The organism is Methanosarcina sp. WH1 (genome assembly GCF_000970005.1).
Taxonomy (GTDB): domain Archaea; phylum Halobacteriota; class Methanosarcinia; order Methanosarcinales; family Methanosarcinaceae; genus Methanosarcina.
In genome coordinates, this window is record NZ_CP009504.1 from 1,303,036 (window position 1) to 1,323,932 (window position 20,897).

At 40.6% G+C, this 20,897-nt stretch carries 18 protein-coding genes and 1 pseudogene; 11 read left to right on the plus strand and 8 right to left on the minus strand.

From position 1 onward, the window contains the following. Positions 1-36 precede the first annotated feature (36 nt). Entirely contained in the window at positions 37-996 is a 960-nt protein-coding gene (locus MSWH1_RS05845; RefSeq protein ID WP_048126901.1) for a hypothetical protein, read from the plus strand. Between the two features lie 402 nt (positions 997-1,398). Beyond that, positions 1,399-2,049, plus strand: a complete 651-nt coding sequence (locus MSWH1_RS05850; protein WP_048126902.1) for a hypothetical protein — start codon at positions 1,399-1,401, stop codon at positions 2,047-2,049. A 375-nt stretch (positions 2,050-2,424) separates the two neighbouring features. Here MSWH1_RS05850 and MSWH1_RS05855 read toward each other — a convergent pair whose 3' ends face one another. Next, positions 2,425-3,798: a HEAT repeat domain-containing protein gene (locus tag MSWH1_RS05855; protein WP_048126904.1), complete on the minus strand. Its 1,374-nt coding sequence runs from the start codon at positions 3,796-3,798 to the stop codon at positions 2,425-2,427. A 396-nt stretch (positions 3,799-4,194) separates the two neighbouring features. Then, entirely contained in the window at positions 4,195-4,893 is a 699-nt protein-coding gene (locus tag MSWH1_RS05860; protein WP_048126906.1) for a hypothetical protein, read from the minus strand. A gap of 208 nt (positions 4,894-5,101) precedes the next feature. Here MSWH1_RS05860 and MSWH1_RS05865 point away from each other — a divergent pair, with 208 nt between their 5' ends. Further along, a complete protein-coding gene (locus MSWH1_RS05865) occupies positions 5,102-5,845 on the plus strand; it encodes a carbonic anhydrase (protein WP_048126908.1) in 744 nt (247 codons plus the stop codon). Between the two features lie 525 nt (positions 5,846-6,370). On the opposite strand, the pseudogene MSWH1_RS17970 reads toward MSWH1_RS05865, so the two are convergent. Together MSWH1_RS17970 and pncB are read right to left on the minus strand one after the other, a co-directional pair. Further along, positions 6,371-6,629, minus strand: a pseudogene (locus MSWH1_RS17970) (transposase); the annotation flags it as partial. A gap of 174 nt (positions 6,630-6,803) precedes the next feature. After that, positions 6,804-8,009 (minus strand): nicotinate phosphoribosyltransferase, encoded by a 1,206-nt coding sequence (gene pncB / locus MSWH1_RS05870; protein ID WP_052722611.1) that lies wholly within the window; start codon positions 8,007-8,009, stop codon positions 6,804-6,806. Between the two features lie 289 nt (positions 8,010-8,298). Between pncB and MSWH1_RS05875 the strand changes: the two genes are divergently transcribed. From MSWH1_RS05875 to MSWH1_RS18860, 3 genes are all read left to right on the plus strand, one after another. Beyond that, positions 8,299-9,483: a PLP-dependent aspartate aminotransferase family protein gene (locus tag MSWH1_RS05875; protein ID WP_048126910.1), complete on the plus strand. Its 1,185-nt coding sequence runs from the start codon at positions 8,299-8,301 to the stop codon at positions 9,481-9,483. Between the two features lie 192 nt (positions 9,484-9,675). Then, positions 9,676-10,176, plus strand: coding sequence for a type 1 glutamine amidotransferase domain-containing protein (locus MSWH1_RS05880; RefSeq protein ID WP_048126912.1), 501 nt, complete (start codon positions 9,676-9,678; stop codon positions 10,174-10,176). An 89-nt stretch (positions 10,177-10,265) separates the two neighbouring features. After that, positions 10,266-10,403 carry a hypothetical protein gene (locus MSWH1_RS18860; RefSeq protein WP_156148083.1) on the plus strand — a complete coding sequence of 46 codons (138 nt, stop codon included), beginning with the start codon at positions 10,266-10,268 and terminating at the stop codon, positions 10,401-10,403. 631 nt (positions 10,404-11,034) lie between these two features. On the opposite strand, the gene MSWH1_RS05885 is transcribed toward MSWH1_RS18860, so the two are convergent. Next, positions 11,035-11,466, minus strand: coding sequence for a metal-dependent hydrolase (locus MSWH1_RS05885; RefSeq protein ID WP_048126915.1), 432 nt, complete (start codon positions 11,464-11,466; stop codon positions 11,035-11,037). Between the two features lie 408 nt (positions 11,467-11,874). On the opposite strand from MSWH1_RS05885, the gene MSWH1_RS05890 reads away from it, so the two are divergent. Both MSWH1_RS05890 and MSWH1_RS05895 read left to right on the plus strand, forming a co-directional pair. Beyond that, positions 11,875-12,486 carry an orotate phosphoribosyltransferase-like protein gene (locus MSWH1_RS05890; protein WP_048126917.1) on the plus strand — a complete coding sequence of 204 codons (612 nt, stop codon included), beginning with the start codon at positions 11,875-11,877 and terminating at the stop codon, positions 12,484-12,486. A 321-nt stretch (positions 12,487-12,807) separates the two neighbouring features. Next, complete coding sequence (locus MSWH1_RS05895) at positions 12,808-13,206, plus strand: transcriptional regulator protein (RefSeq protein WP_048126919.1); 399 nt, start codon at positions 12,808-12,810, stop codon at positions 13,204-13,206. A gap of 237 nt (positions 13,207-13,443) precedes the next feature. Here the strand turns inward: MSWH1_RS05895 and MSWH1_RS05900 are convergent, their stop codons facing one another. Continuing rightward, positions 13,444-13,668, minus strand: coding sequence for a hypothetical protein (locus MSWH1_RS05900; protein ID WP_048126922.1), 225 nt, complete (start codon positions 13,666-13,668; stop codon positions 13,444-13,446). Positions 13,669-14,580: 912 nt separating this feature from the next. Here MSWH1_RS05900 and MSWH1_RS05905 point away from each other — a divergent pair. Then, a complete protein-coding gene (locus MSWH1_RS05905) occupies positions 14,581-15,084 on the plus strand; it encodes a rhodanese-like domain-containing protein (protein WP_048126924.1) in 504 nt (167 codons plus the stop codon). Positions 15,085-15,284: 200 nt separating this feature from the next. Here MSWH1_RS05905 and MSWH1_RS05910 read toward each other — a convergent pair whose 3' ends face one another. Continuing rightward, the gene (locus MSWH1_RS05910) at positions 15,285-15,467 is read right to left on the minus strand and encodes a hypothetical protein (protein WP_048126926.1); all 183 of its coding nucleotides are present in this window, start codon (positions 15,465-15,467) and stop codon (positions 15,285-15,287) included. An 81-nt stretch (positions 15,468-15,548) separates the two neighbouring features. Beyond that, positions 15,549-16,604, minus strand: coding sequence for a methionine synthase (locus tag MSWH1_RS05915; RefSeq protein ID WP_048126928.1), 1,056 nt, complete (start codon positions 16,602-16,604; stop codon positions 15,549-15,551). Positions 16,605-17,191: 587 nt separating this feature from the next. On the opposite strand from MSWH1_RS05915, the gene MSWH1_RS05920 reads away from it, so the two are divergent. Beyond that, positions 17,192-18,175, plus strand: coding sequence for a serine/threonine-protein kinase RIO2 (locus tag MSWH1_RS05920; protein ID WP_048126930.1), 984 nt, complete (start codon positions 17,192-17,194; stop codon positions 18,173-18,175). 639 nt (positions 18,176-18,814) lie between these two features. Next, positions 18,815-20,806, plus strand: coding sequence for a DUF460 domain-containing protein (locus MSWH1_RS05925; protein WP_048126932.1), 1,992 nt, complete (start codon positions 18,815-18,817; stop codon positions 20,804-20,806). The last annotated feature ends 91 nt before the right edge of the window (positions 20,807-20,897 follow it).

The following is a 20,897-nucleotide window of genomic DNA, read 5'->3' on the forward strand; positions in this document are numbered from 1 at the left end:
AACGTAAATTAAAAGAGTAATTGACAGAGGTATACTATGAAGAAACAAGTAGTAAAATCAGTTGCCAGTTTTGCGGTGGTGCTGATGGTCTTAAGCATTATCCCTTATGGTGCTTTTGCTTTAGAAAACGGGGCCAATACAAATCAAAAAAGTGCAACAAATGAAAATGGATTTGGAAAGATGATGCCAGGGGGTATGAGGCATGGGGGTGCAGGGCCCGATGAAACGCGTGGTATGGGGCTCGGTCCTGCTGAAAATATAACCGAAGAAAATTTCGACGATGTTCAGGCTGAAATGCTTAATTCAATTACTGAAAGGATTGCTGAACTTCAAAGCATGTACAGCAACGTAAGTGAGGCTGCAACTGCAGAGGATCTGCAGGCAGTTTTGATCGCAGAAAGGCAGGCAAATGCTGAAAGGGCAGGTCCTGGAGAAAAGAGTGGATCTCCCTTTGAAGTGTACGGACCTCGCTTCTTTGAAATCGAGAACTTAACTGATAAAAACTTTGCTGATGTTCAGACTGAAATGCTTGATTCCCTGCAAAACATGACCGAAAAGCTTGAAGAAATACAGACCAAGCTCACAGAAGCAGGGGATGAAGACAGGGCTGAAGAGCTTGAAGAGAAAATCACTGAGATTCAAAACCTATATGCTGAAATAAGCGGGGCTCCTACGGCTGCAGAACTGAAAGAAATTGTATTTGCTCATCTGCAGACACAGGCAATAGAGTCCTTTGAAAAGGAAATTGAGTCTCTTAACGCCAGGGTTACAGAGGATGGAAACACAAATGATGAACGGTTAGAGGACAGGATTACGGAAATCACTGCCCTGATTGCAGACGTCGAGGGTGCTGAATCCCTTGATGAGCTCAAAGAAATTATGTCCTCTGAAATGAAAGATAAAAAAGGTCCAATGCAGAAAGACGGTCGTGGAAACATGCCAGGACGCCATGGCAGCATGCAGGATAACAGCATGGATAACGGCACCGAGGCCTGATCCTCTGAGATCATCAAAAAAATACCCCCTTTAAAGATCTAGGGTGAGAAACCAATACTGAAAATTTATGTTAGAAGATCAATCCACTAAAATCCATACCAGGGGCAATCAATCCTGAATAAAAATTGAAAAGACTTCCTGAAGGAAGTCCCTCAAAACTACACCAAATATGATACCAGAAACCAATATAAAGGGAATGGATAAATAGAGCATGATACACCTCTCCCCATTCTTTTTCTGGTATCGATTGCCTTCTGGATAACCGGATTGATTTTATTTTCTTTGTTTTTTCAGATTACATATTCCAAAATTACATATTCTAAAATTTTATATTCCAAAATATTCCAAAATTTTATCTTTCAGGGTATTATCCGAATGAAAAATTCATAAGAGGTTATATTCATGAAACTTTTTGATTTGATAAAAATCTTTAACCCGAAAAACATTTCCATTTTTTCGGTTTTACTGATAATGTTTAGCATAGTTCCCAGTTGTGCACTTGCTGTGGAGGAAATTACACAGCCTTCATTCCCGGAAGAAGATTTTGACGTTATGCAGAGCCGAATGATTGAATCAGTCGATAGAATGATAGAAGCACTTGAGAACTCTACAGAAGACCTTGATGCCGATACCCTTGAATTGGTCGAAGAACTGATAAGTGGGCTTACATCGATCAAGGAAGAAATTTCCAATGCCGAAACGACATCTGACCTCCAGATGGTTAGAGAAGAGCTTGATACTCTGCTTGAAGCGGTTCCTGAAGAATTAAAGAACATTTCCGGATTTGGAATGGGTCCAGACTCTGAACAGGCTCAGAATGGAAGTAATGTCCCTCCCCGGGGCGCTGGTAACATGTCCGAAGGACGCTCCGGGATGCCAGAGAGAGCTAATGTAATGAGTGAAAATGCAAGTATGGATAAACAGAGAATGCCTGACAGGGCATCTAATGAGCAGGAAAAAGCAGGTATGGAAGAAGGCAACGATAACGCTCTATCTTCTGAATCCGGTTTCTTTGAAAAGCTTATTAACAGCCTTAAGTCTCTTTTCAGCTGATTCTTTTCAGCTAATACGGAAGGCGGCCTGAAGTTTAGATTATTTTAAAGCTTCAGGAGCAAAAATTGAAAAAATAGTAACTATTCAGCCTGCCAAAATCAGTTGAATGATATCGATTTTGATGAAACCGATATGTCTGATTACTAACCAATGGTTATTGAAAAAACGCAATCAATAGTCAACAATCAAATTAAAATCAATTCCCAGAAATTTGCTTATTGAATCTTAATACAGATGGCTATTGATGTTGTTTTTCCCAGGTTGAATATTTACAAAAAATAGAGCAAAAATAGAACAAAAAGGACCTATTGGGGATAAACTAACCCCCTTCACAAATTCTACGTAACTCCGGGACAGAATAACTGTTCAGGTGCCTTATTCTGAAACCTTGAAGCTTGAAGTTCCGAGGGTTTTTACCTTTTCCAGGGTACTGCCTGATTTTTCAACTTTTTCAAGAGCCCTTGATGCAGCTTTTCTTACGGAAAAGTCAGGATTTTCAAGTGCTCTTGCAAGGCCTGAAACTGCCTCGGGAGTACCTATTTTTTCAAGTGCAGAGATTACAGCTTTATGTATCAAAGCCTCAGGATCCTCTAGGACTTTCAGCAGTTCATGAACAGCTTCCTTTGCCTTCAGGTCTCCAAGTGATGAGGCAGCAGCTTCTTGCACAGTATTTTTTGGATCATGGAGAGCTTTCAAAAGCCCTGGAATAGCTTCTTTTTTGCCTGCCCTACCAAGTCCTAAAGCTGCAGCCTCTCGAACAGAACTGTCAGGGTCATCAAGGGCTTTAACCAGCCCTTCAACAGCTTCAATCGTTCCGATTTTCCCAAGTGAGTTTACTATCATTTTCCTTACAGGACTATCATGGATATCAAGGGCTTTAACAAGACCCAGGGCGGTTTCAGGGTAAACAATCTCAGCAAGTGCATCCGCAGCCCTACTTCTCAAATACCAATCTGCATCATCAAGCTCCTTCAAAAGGGAGGGAACAACTTCAGGTGTGCCCACTTTCCAGAGAGCTTCTATTGAAGCCTTCCTTACTTTTCTGTCAGAAGCGTCCAGCGCTTTTACAAGAACAGGTACTGATCCCGATGCACCTATTATTTTGCAGAGGGCTTCTGATGCCGCCTCCCGTACTGGCTGCCTTGAATCCGTCAGCATTCCCATCAGATTTGTAAGGACATCCGGGTTGCCTCTTTTCCCAAGGGTTTCTACAGCTTGCTGCCTTATCATGTTATCCGGGTCTTCAAGAGCTTTTATAAGCCCGCAGGCTGCTTCATAAGTATTTATTTTTCCAAGGGCCATTATTGCGATTTTTTTAAGGGGAATATCTGAACAACCAAAAGTTTTCGTAAGCCCTGAAACAGCTTCTGGAGATCCAATTGTCATCAGCGCTTTTACAGATTCTTTCTGTACGAACTTGTCCTCATCACTGAACCCCTGAACAATTCCGGAAACTGCCTCTGATGTGCCTATTTTTCCTAGAGCAATTATTGCAGTCTTTTTGACAGGACTTTCAGGGTCATCAAGCATTTTTACCAGATCCTGTACCGCCGCAGGATCATTAATTGTTCCCAGAGCTTCTGCAGCAGCAGTTTTTACCTTCGAACTGGAGTCTTTAAGTGCTTTTATCAGAATGGGGACGATGTCAGGATCTCCGGTTTCCCCAAGCTCTTTTGCGGCAGCTGCCCTGTTCCCCGCGAAAACAGAGCGTTCTACCTTCTTTATCAAATTCTTTTTATTCTCATCCATTTCTTTCCATCCCAATAAGTGTAAAGACTTAGCATAAATCTTAAAAAATGTCAGTCGATTTTTAAAATTTATATATTGTAAGCCTTTAAAAAAATAATTATTTGTTCAATGTTATTATTATATAGTTAATGCTTCAGTGAGTTGCAGTTTTATGTATGTGAACATTTAATTTAGAGCATGAAAATCTAAAAATTCCTTTTTTAATTTTTATGTAGATTATCCCCTAACATACTCTGTTTTTTAATATATTACATTCAAAGATATATGAACCTTTAGATTGTTGATTCTGATTAATTAAAATCTATATATACTATACAGGCTTTCAAATCTGGTTTTCAAAAACAGAAAGATAACTCCGGGAAAGGCTGTCAGTAAAGAAGTAAAGAATTGAAATCATCAATATAGAGAATTTGTAAACGAAGGAAAATAATAGTAAGCTCCGAGTAGAATAAATAAGCTAACTGCAGGCACTGTGATATTGTCATCTATATTTTCTATTCTTTCCACGAATGAGCATACTATTCCTGCAAAGATTCCTGCTATTCCCATTTTTGCGCCGATAATTATGCATACCACGAGCATACCTGCTGTTCCTTCCCAGGCTTTTGTCCTTTTATTATATTTCAGGTTCCTTATTATCCCAGTAATTCCATCCCCATATGCCATGAAAAGCACTGGAATCACTCCAAGCCAGAAAGTCCTGTCAATATACCAGGTAAAAAACACAATCAATCCCCAGCTCAACGTGAAATCCACGTCATAAATATTTTCCGGGTCCTGGAACCAGTACATCCGTCTGTTAAGTTTATGCGGCACATACGTCGCAAGAGCAAGTCCAAAAGCCATAGCAGCTGGCAGGATAGGTTCGTGAGCAACAAAGGGAAGCAGCATTGCCGTCAGCCCTCCTGCTAAAAAATGGATGGCTTTTCTGGAGAAGTATATTGAAGAATTTATCGACCTTCCTTTTTTTATAGCAAATTCGTACATCTTTTTTGAGAGAATAAAGAGGACAAGCAAATTCCAGGCTGCAAGCACCGAAAATACAGGCAGGTCGGAAAATATGAATTTCCAGGGAACTTGAAGTACAGCCTCCATGACATTCTCTATATCTTTTAAATATAAGGCTTTTTGGATTTGATGAAGTTCTGGAAAAATCGGGTTTACTGATAAATTATATTGGATAAGTTTGCACCACCCTTTTTATTATCTAAATATTTTTACTTTTATTTTTTTAACATTTTTTAAATAAAAATAGAAATGCCTAAATAATTTCTAATCTTCACACTGTTATTGGAGGATTTTTATGAAACTAAACAGGATCTTTATGGTACTTCTCCTATCCCTATCCCTGACTCTTGCTGGAAGCGGGTGTGTCTCGCAGGGTGAGGGAGCAGAAGACGGAGAAAGTGTGGACGCAGTGATTGAGAGCGAGACTTCGAACATCCGGGCAAACCCTGTGACTCCCTGGAATCTCGAACCAACCGAACCGGTTATTGATCCAACTGCCTATATTCACCCTCAGGCATCAGTAATAGGTTATGTAACAATAGGCGCAAATGTAATGGTTTCCCCAATGGCTTCGGTCAGGAGCGATGAAGGAATGCCGATTTTTGTAGGGAACGAGACTAATATCCAAGATGGGGTTGTGCTCCATGCTCTTGAGACGATTGATGAGGAAGGCGAACCTGTGGAAAATAACCAGGTTGAGGTTGACGGCAAAAAATACGCAGTTTATGTTGGAGAAAGGGTTTCTCTTGCTCACCAGGCTCAGGTCCACGGCCCTGCTTATGTTGGAAATGACACATTCATTGGCATGCAGGTCTTTGTTTTCAAGGCTAATATAGGAAACAACTGTGTGCTTGAACCGACATCGGCAGCAATTGGTGTAACTATTCCTGACGGCAGATACATCCCTGCAGGTACCGTAGTAACCTCTCAGGCTGAAGCAGATAAGCTTCCCAAAATTACGGATGACTATGCCTACAGGCACACTAATGAAGCTGTAGTATACGTAAATGTCAATCTGGCTGAGGGATACAACGCTTAACAACTCTGCTGTTAAAGTAGAATATTTCACAGAATAATACTATACAGGGGAAGTTTGCAGAGTATATGGAACAGAGAATATACGGAGTATATTGAACAAAAAATATACGGGAGATAAAACTTCAAAAGATGCTAGGAATTTTTAAATAAAAAACCTGTACAGAATCTTTTTTCTTTGCCCGAAACTGCCTTCTTTTTCCTGATTTCGGGCAAGCCCTCTATTTCTCTTTTCACTCCGAGTTGAGCAATCACGTAACATGTGAATTGAAATAAGACTGCAATTTTTGTTTCTCGAATTCAGTTAATGACGTAATATAGACAAATGTTTCTACCCAATATATAACGAATCATTTATAAATATAATTTTGATTTTTTTAAGTTAACAGTGAGGATTCATGAGATAAGCACCCAATGATTTATTTTTGTTGGTGGTCATTGTAATTCTTGTCCTGCCTGTAGAGGCAGTGCCCAATGAACTGTCTGAATACGATAACTTTACAGAAGAATCGGAATTATAGTTCCTGCCTCAATTAATTACACTTTTAATTTGAGGACGGAATGTTTCCATCCATTTCTTTGCAAATGATAATGACTTCTCTATTCTCGTAAACTCATCTCTGATTATATACCTTAGATGTTCTTTTGATTGAATATATCTGGCCGATAATTATATTCCTTAGATGTTCTTTTGATTGAATAAATCTGGCTGATACTTCTCTCTTTATCGATTTCCATATAAACTCTACAGGATTTAGATCTGGTGAATAAGGTGGCAGGAATACAAGTCCACTGGGCCAGATACAGTTAGTGGTTCAGACATTGCTGTTATAAAGCTTGTATCTGCACCTGATATCCCCTGACCTAAAAATAAACAGTGTCAGAGCCTATCCTCCTGAAAGACTTTCTCGGAAGGGAGATTCTTTTCCTTTTCTTCTTTCTGACTTACTTACTTATTTAATTCATTCATCCAGCCCTTTTCTTCCTACGATATAGTTTGCAACCCTCAGGGCGTCCCTTTCTCCGGTTTCTTTTTCGGGAGAGTCGCTTAATTTCACTACAGGGATACCGTTTACACTGTGGAGTTTGATTACCATATTCAGGGGAGGGCTTTCCCGGAAGAAATCCGAATTATTGGTAAGACTTGTGCCTATCCCGAAACTGCAGTTGATTTTGCCCTGGCAGTATTTTTTGAGCCGGATTGCTGCTTCTGCATTGAGGGCATCGCTGAAGACTATTACCTTTTTCATTGGGTCAATGCCTATTTTCCTGTAATGATCTATTACTCTGTCCACAAAAGTGAAAGGGTCTCCGCTGTCGTGCCTGAAGCCATCGTAAATTTTTGACAGCTTCAGGTCCATGTCCTTAAAAAAAGCCTCGGAGCCGAATGTATCAGTAAGGGCAATTCCAAGGTCTCCTTTGTAGACTTCCACCCAGTTTTCAAAAGCGAAGCGATTAGCGTACCTGAGCCCTACAAGAGCAGAAGTGCCCATGACCCATTCGTGGCCGACCGTACCTATAGGCTTTAAGCCGTACTTTTTTGCAAAATAGACATTACTGGTTCCTGTGAGGGTTTTTATTGGCAGGAGGGTTTTCATCACCTGGTCGTGAAGTTCAAAGCTTCTCCGCCTGCGGGTCCCGAATTCAGCAAAAAGGCAGCCGTTTTCCTCAAGAGCTTTTCCGATTTCCAGAATTTTTTCCCCATAGGCTGCAAGTACGGATTCGGATGTACCCGGGTTTTTTGTGTTCCCGTTCCACTCTTTTTCCATAGTTGTGAAGTAGAGTTCGGAAACCACAGCCATAAGGACAATCTCCCACAGAATCGTGCTGTGCCAGGGCCCTTTTATCCGAATATCCAGTTCTTTTTCTCCGGTGAGGCAGACTTTTACTTCCTTGGGTCTGAAACGAAAATTTTTGAGGTATTCAAGATACATGGGTTTAAGAAAAGAGCAGTTTTCATCAAGCCAGTGATACTCGTCTTCTGTCAGCCTTAATCCGGTTATTTCTTCGTCTATGACCCTTCTCAATTCGTCTACAAACTCTTCAGAGAAGCGCTGGGATCCCCGATTGGTAAAACGGTATTCTGCTTCTGCTTTGGGAAATAATTCCAGTACAGCCATTTGCATGGTGAACTTGTAAAGATCATTATCAAGTATGGATTTTATCACGGAAGGTCTTCCTTTAACGTTTTAGGTTGCTTTTGGCGCAACATCCGTAACTTTTTATTAAATTACAGTAAAGTTGAATTACAGTAAAATTGAAGTTTTTTGCTTCACATATATAGCCGGTTGTATTTTTAAAATTTCTGATTTCTGATGTACTCGCATAAAAGCAAGTTTTCTTTATTAAGTCTGGTCAAGCCTTAAACATTTTTCCATTCTTTCCCTCCAAACAAATAATTATCGGAAAGACAGATAACTATTCCGAATATTAATTTTAACAGGAGTTTTTGGGGAAATGGAAAGAAAACTTAAGTTCGCAACTAAATGCGTGCATGCAGGAGAAAAGCCTGACCCTGTCTTCGGGGCGCATACGACTCCTATCTTTCAGACTTCAACCTTTATTTTTGAGGATGTTGAACAGGGCGCTGCTAGATTTGCAGGAGAGAAAGCCGGGTATGTATATGCAAGAATCCCTCCGAACACACCTACACATGCGGTCCTTGCCGAAAAAGTTGCTGTGCTTGAGGGTGGAGAGGCGGGACAGACCTTTGCTTCAGGAATGGCTGCAATAACTGCAGTTGTGCTCACTACCCTTAAACAGGGAGACCACCTGATCTCAACGGATGTAGTGTACGGTTGCACCTACAGCCTCTTTTCAGAAGTCCTGCCCAGGTTCGGGATAGATGTCAGTTTTGTTGATACGTCCGATATAGCAAATGTGAGGGCAGCCTTTAAGCCGGAAACTAAAATGGTCTTTCTGGAATCGCCTGCCAATCCCACAATAACTGTCTGTGACATCAGGGAGATTGCCGGGTTTGCAAGGGCACAGGGCGCCATCTGCGTCGCAGACAACACCTTCGCCACGCCGTATTTCCAGAAACCTCTTCTGCTCGGGGTGGACGTTTCCCTCAGTAGCTGTACAAAATACATAGGTGGGCACGCAGACCTGCTCGGCGGGGTCGTTGTAGGAAGCAGGGATTTCATGAAAAGCCTGGGAAAGGTTGTCGGATATACAGGCGGGATCATGGGCCCGCATGAGGCCTGGCTCTGCATCAGGGGGCTTAAGACCCTGCACATCCGGATGGAAAGACATGCCGAAAACGCCCTGAAGGTTGCGAGCTTCCTTGAGTCCCACCCCGCAGTAGTATGGGTAAGGTATCCCGGGCTTTCAAGCCACCCCCAGCACGAAGTCGCAAAAAAACAGATGAGCGGGTATGGGGGAATGCTCTCTTTTGAGGTCCGGGGCGGAATTGAAGCCGGGCGCAGGTTTATGGACAGCGTCAGGCTCTGTTCCCTTGCAGTCAGCCTCGGGGCAACTGATACCCTTATCCAGCACCCTGCTTCCATGACCCATGCCTGTGTTCCCGGGCATATAAGAAATAAGGTAGGAATTAAAGACGGTCTTGTCAGGCTGTCTGTGGGAATTGAGGACCCTGAGGATATAATTGCAGACCTTGAACAGGCTCTTTCGAAATTTTAATGCCAGGCAGGAAGCGGATTCCACCTGTTTTATTTTTGGAACCCGACAAGGTATATTTGCCGATGGAATGATCTTTCATTACAACATTAAGAGCATAAAACCAGAACTACAATAAAAAACAAAAATTAAGTTAAATCGAAAAACTGGACTACAAGACTAAAACCGCAAATTGAAATCCGGAGGGAATTTCATATGAAAGCACTTGTATTCGGAGCCGATGGTTTTGAAGACCTCGAACTTTTTTACCCTTACCACCGTTTAAAAGAAGAAGGTATTACCACACATGTCGCTTCTATGAAGAAGGGATTGATTACAGGAAAGCATGGGTATGAGATCGATGCCGATATCGCCTTTAAGGATGTAAACCCTGCAGATTATGACATCCTTGTGATATCCGGTGGAAAAGGGCCTGAAAAAATGAGGCTTGACAAAGATGCCCTTGAGATTGTAAAACATTTTTTCAAAGAAAACAAACCCGTTGCTGCAATCTGCCACGGTCCCCAGGTTCTTGTTTCGGCAGGCGTTATAAAAGGCAGGAAGGCCACCTGCTGGCTAGGGATAAGGGATGACATTATAGCTGCAGGCGCGCTTTACGAAGACAATGAGGTTGTAGTGGATGGAAATTTGGTATCATCAAGGAACCCCGGAGACCTTTTTGCTTTTGGAAGGGAAATGATCAAACTGCTGAAATAATGAATATCAAAAATCTGAACCGTCAGGTGAAGATTTTAGGTAGGGGGAATTAACTACTTCAGCAGACATCAAACTATTGAGGTGAACAAATGCCAGCAAGAAAAGTAAAGAATGATAATAAAGAAAAAGAATTAATGAGAAAGCTAGAACCAATAGAAAAGGAAGAAGATACAATAGAGCAAATAGACATAGAAGAGGAGCCGACTGAAAGTAAAAAGCGCAGATAAACGGCATGTTCCTGGATTAAGCTCTGAATATGGACAGCTTGCTTTCCTACAAAATAGTGAAGTTAAGGTTCAAAAAAATACAGAATATATAATCAACAATTAATATTAATCAAAAATGTGTCAATTTCACAAAAGACAACAAATGCAACAATAGGCAAAGCAATAATCTTAACGCCAACGGTCCTTATTCACTTTATTAGCTACTTTTTATATTTACTAAAGAAAACCGAATGAAAACAATAACATTAGACTATACAACCGCCTTAATAAGCTTAATACCACCAATAATATTTTTAGCAGCAATATTTATTTTTCACAAATTATCAAGCAAACCGGTTAAGAGCTCCAAAAAAATTTCTTAATTGGGATAATTGATGGCATTTATGTGTACATCACAGAAAGTGAGTTCGATAAATGTATCATTCTGATTAATGTATCATTCTGATTAATGTATCATTCTGATTAATGTATCATTCTGATTAATGTATCATTCTGATTAATGTATCATTCTGATTAATGTATCATTCTGATTAATGTATCATTCTGATTAATGCATCATTCTGATTAATGTATCATTTTTTTTTTGTGCAGGTGGTCCTTCGACAGGCAAAGCCTTCACAAATGGTCTGCTTTATAACTCTCTAAATGATTTTTTAAAAAGTGTCAATAAGTATTTTAGTCCAGTTTGATGCGGATTTTTGCGGAAACGCCATCCCAGGAGAGGCCAAAATAAAGTTCGAGGTGATGCCCACATCTTATCTTCCATAAGGTGAAAAATAGAACCTGTTGCAAGGGTAAGGACTTTGATATCTCCACTTTTATCATATAAGTATAAACCTGTCAGAAAGAGGGTAAAAGAAAATAACAATGTATGAGCTATTATCCGTCCGTTTGCAATGGTAGAAGAAAAGATAACCATTCCTAGAGGTTTATCTATTAAGTCTGGAAGGAGTGATCCAATGACCAGGTATGTTGGATCTATAATGGTCCTTAATTGTGGTATGAAAAATGCAAATCCGAAAAATACCCCCAACGTGACGCCAATATGTCCAAAAAGAAGCATCAAAATTAAAAGATACTTTAGTTACATATAAATATGGTCTAAAGATCTGTTTCTTGCAGAACTTTTCCAAATGCACAACTTCAAATACCATCTTAGCGACTTTCAGGCTTAAATGTTAGATGCTGGCATAAAATTTACATCTTTAGAGGTTTTGTATCTTAACTGAATCCAGATGAAAAAGATTAAGGATATCATTATCTGGAAAAAGCAATTTATGGACTGCAGAAAAACTTTTGATAATGGGGAAGCCTGCCCCCATCTGCGGCTTTCCTCTTTATAGAAGAGGAAGTTATAAAAGAGTCAATCTTAAATTGAAAAAAGAGATATAGCGCTTGATATTATAATACGGTTTTAATTTAGAGATTCCGGAAATACAGCCGGATAAAAATTTCAGGTGGGAATAGAAGCATGAAGGATATAGAAGATTTAATCCAGAAAGCTGTGGAACTGCAGAATAGCGGGCTTATTACCGCCCAGATTGCCGATGAACTCAACGTTTCAAGGGAAACGGTTACCTGGCTTTTAACCCGTTCAAAAAAAGAAGAAACAACCCCCGCTCCAAAAGATATTTCTGTAAACTGGAGCAGTATAGGGAAAAGTGCTCAACGTCTCCATAATATTTCGCTTGCACTTTGCGACATGGTGCTTGAGACCCTGGAAAAGGCAAATGCCGATGTAGACGTGGTTGTTGGTATTGCTGCCAATGGTATTCCTCTGGCAAGCATGATGGCATATGAACTGGGTGCAGATTTAGCTATTTATCATCGTACAGGACAGGATATAGCTCATGCAGGCAACAGAGGGACCATAAGCAGAAATTTTGGATCCGTTGCCGGTAAAAACTGTGTTATTGTGGATGATGTAGTTACCACCGGTTCAACAAGTATGGAAGTGATTGGGAAGCTGAGAGAAATGGATGCAAAACCAAGAGTTGTAGCGGTACTGGTCGACAAAAAAGGTGCAGATACAATCTCTAATGTTCCAATTCAGTCTCTTGTAAAAATTGTACGTTTGGACTGAAATATACCCGGGGTTCGTTACGAAATATTTTCGGCAACACATAATTATTTTAGAGCTACCTATTCTTATCCCAAACGATAGTTCTGGCCTTTCTTGTGACAAGGTTGCTAGAAGGTTTCTAGGGGATGTTATGTGGTTAACCAATGAATAAAGAAAAAACGCTATTTAGTAGCTTCAAAATGTAAAAACGGCACCTTTTATCATGCAAATGCATATTTTTTGAAAATGTTTATAAGGTATCATCAACTTTAATAAGTAATTATAAGAGCATTCTTTAAGCTGACAAACTATCCATAACACTAGATATATCGAGGAGTCATCATGAAAGATTCTGAAGTAAAAATGTTGGACGAAAACGACCATATTTTTATTAAAGCATTAAGTGATCTCGGGATGTCAAGAAATGCTGCTACAGCCATGGCGTATCTTATGACTGTAAACGAAGCTTCATCCCAGGAAATAGAAATAAGTACTAGATTAAGACAACCTGAAGTCAGTCTTGCAATAAGGCTAATGCACAGCCAATCCTGGATCAGTGTGCGCTCAGAAAAAAAGCCCGGGAAAGGGCGACCAATGAAGATTTATTCTCTGATAGCACCTGTTGACGAGATCATAAGTTATTATGAAGACAAGATTTACAAAGAATCTCAGGCAACAATCTCAGCAATCAAGAAACTGAAAGTAATGAGCAAACAGGTGTCTTTCACTCCCTCAAAATGAAGAATCTCAAACAGGATTAGCTCCATAATGACTGCCAACCCTTTTTGGGAATTCACTATTATGGAAAAAAAACATTTAATATGGACCGCTTAACTTTGGATAACTTCGTTTAGCTTTTCTATCTGTTCATCCTTAATGCGCAACTGGTCCTTAGATAGGCAGGGTCTTCATGCCTGCCTACGATACCTATCCTTATCCCTGAAGTCTGGGATAATCCTTCCACGTATGGTTCCGGGTTTAATAACGAACAGGATTAGAACCGTACCTTGAACCTTTTCGTTCTTCATCTTCTACTTTTATTTTATGCGATACAGTTGAATCAGCCGGTTTTTCGTCTTCTACTTTTATTTTATGCCAGCCACACAAACAGCGAAATTCTTTGCAATACATGATGTGTTTTACAACATGAGCAAAACCTATTATCGCTAATATATAACCCACTATTTTTATTAATTTATGCACAGTTATTCACTCCAAGCTATTATGATACCTTATCATTTATGAAGATACGCAAACAAACAGAAAGCTGTCATTATACAGCAAATGGTGACACTATGACTACAAAAACGTAGAGTATCGACGAGATAACAGAAACGATTTATTTGTCATACAGAAACAATTTATTTGTCATACAGAAACAATTTATTTGTCATACAGAAACTTTCTGTATTTGGAACTTGAGGCTATTAGAAACTGGGAGAGGTCACACCCCTGGGGAGAGTCCATATTAAAATCTTGAAGAAATAAGGCCAGATATTTGAATAATATTTTTTCTACATATATAGCTATGTGAATAGTTGCTTTTTTGTACCTGTCAGGGTTCCTGGCATAAAATACAATATTTGTTGCTAGAATTTTCTGAAAAATAATCTCAGATTTCCCGGTTTTATTGTGGTTTTCAGCTCTTGGTGCTTCTAGGGTCTTCTGATGATGAGGATCTGAGTTTATTCTTATTTTTTATATTAGCAGAAATGATATATTTCTAAATTTATAATTTCAATATGATATTATTTTCGAGATAGTAATCAAAAGTAGAAACGAACATGGCAGAATTAACTGCAAAGTTGTTTCGTGATTACTTTGGTGGCAGTTGGATTGGCAATGTCAAGAAAAACGGTTAGTTTCAACGCGAAGTCGTTCAGGACGATACCAGGCAAGTTGCTATAGCCGGCTGACTGTGACATCAATAGATGGTTCGATCCCCGGTACTACGAATTCAGCGGGTACGGCGAGCTTTAATGGACATATTATGAAAAATAAAATAGTAAGTCAAATAAAAGTAGATTGGGATGAGTTCAAAAAGAAGAGGACAATAGAAATGGTAAAAATTTTGAGTTAAAAATAGAGAAGAATAAATTTAGGTGGAGGAATTAGTTGAATAAACAATACTTGTCAGGTTCTGCAATTCTGATTGCGCTTCTCATAATTGCCCCGGGTATTGCAGGATCAGTACCTGAGATTGATTGTACTGTTTCTGCTGGATACAAAAATGTTACGCCCTGTGTTGCTAGTGAGATACTCGAACAAAAATGTGTGTTTATTCTGGATGTTCGTACCCCCGCTGAATACAAATACGGGCATGTTGAAGGAGCAAAACTGATCCCATTAAAAAATGTGCCGGCATATGATCTTGTTAATTTATCCGATAGTTACCTATTGCCGAATAGAATGGATGAATTTCCAGTGAATAAAAATACAAAAATACTTGTTTTTTGTAAAACAGGAAAAAGAGGTGCTGCTGCAAGCCAGTTGATAGCAGATGCGGGTTACAAAAGAGTATATAACATTCAGAATGGTATCGATTCGTGGGTAAATGCTGGGTATCCCCTTGTATTTGACTCTACAGAATGGACAGTCCGTTATCCTTCAAATCTATGATACAACGCAGGTATTTAAGTTGAATAAATATATTTGCACTGCCCCTGTATTAGCACAAAGGTCGCAGGCGATCCTGCCCAGTTCCGGTGGTGCTGGTACAGGATGTCGTCGAAGAGAGGTCATTTATTGACGCATGGCAAGCATGTTAACTCTGGATTGACTATAGGTCCAGGGAAATCCGGAATTCTTCCAGCCATTCTTCATCCGCTTTCCATATCGAAGTTGTTCTTGATGTAGCCGTGGCTCAGCACGACGTCTTTGCCGATCTCAATGGTTGCCAGGGTCTGGGACAACAGGTTGGGAACCATGTCGACGTGCTTGATGCCCTGGTACGTATCTTCGACGTCCAGGTAGAAAGTCTGCTTGCCTCGGCTGCCTTCCATTTCGCCTTAAACATACCATTGGGTATTTTCCATGCAGTGATTGCCATCTCTGCAATGTTTGCGCCTGTAATTCAAAGAATTTCATGTCCGGTTTGGACCAGAGTTCTTCTTTTCTGCATTAAATTCATTTATACCTTTTGCGGTATTTTCAAGAAGCTTGAAAGCGAGGTCCTGATCAGGCCAGAACGCTAGCCCGCAGTCCGGGCTTGCATACTTTATGCGATCTCCAAGAACGGAAAAAGCCGTTTCAAGCCTCTTTTTTATGACATCCGGAGTCTCGAGCTCAGTTACGATTTTTTGCATGTACTCCTTTTCCTCCCAGGCATTAATTCCATACTTTTCATTGACAATACTTATAAGACTGAAAATATCGGTTCTCGATATTCCGACTCCTATATAAGTATTTGAATTCTCCAGTACTTTTCTGTCCAGAAGATCCAGGTAGGAAGGAGTTGCTGCATACTCAAATCCGATGACATTGATCGGGGTTTCGCATATAAGCTTATATTTCAATGGGGAATACAGGTGAATCTCCACGTCAGTTCCCTGCTGCCGGGCATAATTGGAAGCAACGGTAAGAGCCGATATGATGTCAGCGTCAGAAAATTGAATCTTATCGTTTAATCCCAGGCTGATTTCATCCAGAGCTATAACTTTAATTTTGAAATTTTTTGCTGTTTTAAATGCCTGTTTAATGAATTTCTCAATATCCAGTGCAAGAATATGGTATGCGTCCACAAAAGCTGTTGCCCCGAAAGCTTGAAGATACATATCCGTAGGGCCTGCAATACAAACCCTGGCTTCAATAGTCTTTCCGGTCTCTTTTTTGAATTGTTTTGCGACTGCATCGATTATTTCCAGCTCAAGGATCTTTGCATTTTCTTCTTTTAGCACATAAGGTTCATAACAATTTTTTTCTTCTATGATGATATCCAGGAACTGGCCTATCATATCTCTAAACTGGGGATATGTGGGAACGTGTACTCCCACATCAATTTTTCTCTGGAAAGCTTCCCTTATCATTGAAAAAAGTTTTTCGTCCTCGTCCCGGTTTTCAGCTGCAGCCTTTACCCACTCCCTCGTGACACCCTCAGGTGTGGGAAGGCTGCCTTCATCAATAAAAATAATCTCCTGCATGTCTGGTATATAAGAAAGTTAAAGCTTTATAGATATTGGAATTGCTCTAACGATACAGTACAAGATGGAACCGGAATTTTTTTCATTTCTGTTTCTCCGGGCCCATTATTAATCAGTTGATATTATTCCGGAGTGCCCGAAAATGGAATCTTTTAGTTTTCTCCCTTTTGCACAGGACTTAGCCAGCCCGTCATCAACTAATAAATAACAACAAGCGAACCTACCATGCTATTTAGAGAAACCAATTTTTATGGATAAATGCCCTCACATGACCTGAAAAATGCTTCTCATGATCCCGAATAACTTTTTTCAATACACAATTTATATCAGTGCCTCCGCCAGCTTGCCTGTTCATTTCTACTTGTTAGTGTCTTACAGGTGTCCTTCACAGTGAATGATTTTGTATGGGGCAGAAATATCTATACTTTAAGTCCTCTTGAGTGCAGCGAAAAGGACAGCGTACTGTTGCGATTACATCGCAACTCCCGTAAAATCTCCGATTTCCTGCGATCCCAAAGCGCAATTCGGGCGTGACACAATTCGGGCGATCATTTAAATATCGAAGGGGATATGTATAACAGGATAGGATGATCGACGAAGTGCTAAAGGTTTTCAAAAAAATCGATGCAAAGGATTTCAGGACACTTACAGGCATCGAGACAGGGATGAAACATTTTGAGTGGGTGCCTATAGAGGAATTGAATAAATACACTAAAATGCCTTTTGATAAGCTGGAATACAGGCTGAAGAAGCTTGTCCGGGATAAACTTGTGGTCAGGACCACCCAGCCTTATGAAGGATATCAGATTTATTTTGAGGGCTATGATGCCCTCGCTCTCAATGCCTTTGTGAAAAGGAAAAGCATCAGTGCCATAGGGGATGAAGTAGGGGTAGGTAAGGAGTCCGTCATTTTGGAAGCGATCCGGCAGCCTGAGCTTGCAATAGGGGAGCCTTCTCCGGTCGTAATCAAATTTCACAGGGAAGGCAGGACCAGCTTCAAGCAAATAAAAAGAGTACGTGAACACATTGGGGAAAGAGAACACTTTTCATGGATTTATGCTGCTCGTCTTGCTGCCCAGAGGGAGTATGAGATCATGACAAGGGTGTACCCGCAGGTGTCTATCCCAAAACCCCTGGATCAGAACAGGCATGCAATTGTCATGGAGCTTGCAAAAGGCAGCCTGCTCTCAAAAACAAAGCTTCTTAACGCTGAATGGTATCTCGATGAGATTCTCAGGCAGGTAAAGATAACCTATTCTCTGGGAGTTATCCATGCCGATTTAAGCGAATATAACATCTTTGTATCCGAAGAAGGCGTCCAGCTCATTGACTGGCCTCAATATATAACTCCTGACCATCCCCAAGCTGACGAAATTCTCGAAAGGGATATTTCAAATGTGCTGGTTCATTTTTACCGGAAATATGATATTAAAAGGGAGCTTAAAGAAGTTTTCGAAGAGATCAAAAGTGAAGCAAGCTTAATCGAATCAAGCAGAGATGAAGCAAGCAGAGAAGAAGCAAGCAGAGAAGAAGCAATTACTGAAGAAACAGGTAAAAGGGAGAAGGTCTAAATGAGGGGAATGTCAGCGAAGAAAATAAAGATAAAGAAAATTACAGCTAAGAAGAAGCGTTCGGAAAAGAGAGGAATTCAAAGAAACAGATAAAAGATAAGTAAACTCAGATCGGATAAAGAAAATAAAAATTTCTTATCGTAAAAATTTTTTGTTGCGATAAATATTGGTAGTTCACAACTTGACTTTCCCTCTGAGCAAGCTACAACAATGTCACACGCACCGTGGTCCTCCGAAGACCGCCTTCATCCTACGTTTTTCAACTGTGATTCTCTAATCCTACCAGTCCTTAAATGATGAGGGTGTCTGTCATTTTTATATGTAAATATTATAATTCAGTTCTAACGCTCTCGAAAATGCTCCTTAAATCTATTGGGGCCTATTTTCTTGATATTCCTTAAATTGACTCAATTTTAAGTTTTTAGCTGCAATCTAACCAATGAAATGATTAATTGTGGGAAAAGGCTAATTGAAGGGTATATTTTCTCCCGAGAAAACTCAAAGGCGGGTAAAATTTTAAAAATTGAAGTTAGATGAGGTGAAAAAGCAGGACCTTATAGGCTATTATAGGCTATGTTAATTTTGTAAAATAAAGGTATAAATCAGTTAAATATATATTCAACAAGAGATAATATATAGGTGTTCATGCAAAACAGGATCATCTATGGAATTGATATTGCCCGGGGTTCCCCAAGGGCAAAGGAACTTCCTCGCTATGCTCTGGCTATCCTGAGGGATGGAGAAGTTTTCCATCAGAGTATGCTCCGCCGCCAGAAGATCTTTAATCTGATCCAGATGGACAGACCGGTGATTATAGCCGTTGACAATATTTTCGAGCTTGCGGCTGACAGAACAGAGCTCTTTTCTCTTATGGAACACCTGCCTGATGAGGTTAAACTCGTTCAGGTTACAGGTGGGCTTCATCAGGAACCTCTGGTCAGAATTGCACGGAAGTACGGTTTTTCCTTTGACCCCCAAAACCCTAATGACGAAGCTGAAGTCTGTGCCCGGCTTGCAGATCTGGGGGTAGGGCATGAGGTCTCTCTTTTTGAAGATATTACGAGAATTAAAGTCAGTAGAGCCCGTTCCCTCGGGCGGGGAGGCTGGAGCCAGAACCGGTACAGAAGAAAGGTACACGGAGCGGTGCTTCAGAAAAGTCGGGAGATTGAAAATACCCTCAAGGATCTTTCACGGGAAAAAGGGATTAGATTCGAAGCTGTAAACGTGAAAGGGTTTGGGGGCTATGTCAGATCTGAATTTACAGTCTATGCAAAACGCGGAGAGATTCCAATACATCCAATGGCGAGCAGTGATGCGCAGGTAAGTGTGAGAAGTGTCGAACGCGACAAAATCCGTTATGTTCCCCTGAAACCGAAGAATTCCAGGCGGAAATTCACAATCGTAGGACTCGATCCGGGAACAACCGTGGGCATAGCTATTCTTTCTCTTGATGGAGACCTCCTCTATTTGAAAAGCTCCAGGGGAATAGCTCCTGATGAAGTTGTCAAGCTTATTGCCGAATACGGAAAACCTGCAGTAATTGCAAGCGATGTCACTCCAATACCAGGCTCGGTTGAAAAAATCCGGAGGAGCTTTAATGCAGTCCCTGCAAGCCCTGGAATCGAGGTTTCTGCCGAAGAAAAAATTTCGCTTGGAAAAACCTTCGGCTATTCCAATGACCATGAAAGGGATGCCTTAACTGCAGCCCTTCTCACCTACAGGAGCTACAAGAATATCTTTATGCGGATTGAAAAGAAAGCCCCGGCAAATGCGGACCTCGAATTGATAAAGCTTCATGTAATCCGTGGAGACTCAATAGAAGCTGCGATCGAAAAAGTACGGGCTGTCTCGATTGCTCCTGAAAAGCTGAAGGCAAGGGCTGCTCCTGAAAAACCCGAGGAAAGGGTAGTTGAAGAATCTCTTTTGAAAATGAGAGAGACTGTTCAGAGACAGGGAGAACAGATTCAGAACCTGCAGGATTATGTAGAAGAATTAAAACAGGAACTTATTGCAAAAGACAGGAAAATCTCAAAGCTTGATTCAAGGTTAAAAGGCTTCAAAAAAGAAGCTTACGGTGAAGTCCGGAAATCAAAAGAAATCCAGATAAGGGACAGCACCATAGAGAACCTGAAAAAAGAGCTCAGCAATAAAAATAAAACTGTCAAAGAACTCAGGCGCAGGAGCAACAAACTGCGTAAAATCCGGAAAATGGAAATCCGTGGTGAAGGTATCCCTGTAAAGGTTATTGCAGCTTTTACAAAGGAGTCCATTGCCGAAACACAGGAAAAGTACGGGCTCAAGCCAGGAGATGTGGTTTTCCTTGAAAATCCAAGCGGAGGAGGAGCAGCAACCGCCCAGATCCTTGTAGAAGCTAGAGTTCGGGCAGTGCTCATCCCGGAAGATATATCACATGCAGCAGAAGATACTTTTTTCAAGGGGGACGTGCCGGTCTTAAGGGGTATCCCGCTTGAAAGGGCGGAAGACTTTGCAATGGCAGAACCCGAAACCCTGAAAACCGCAATTGTTGAGTGGGAAAAAGAAGTCGAAATCAAACGCCACAAAGCCAAGGAAGATGAATTGCAAAGCCTCTTTGAAGAATACAGAAGTGAAAGGAGAAGGGGACTTGTTTAAGGCTCTTCTGATCTTTCCCTTATTAGTATCCTCTTCAAATTTCTAAAGCAACTATTATATTGGTTATGGAATAGTTTCCTGTGAATTATCC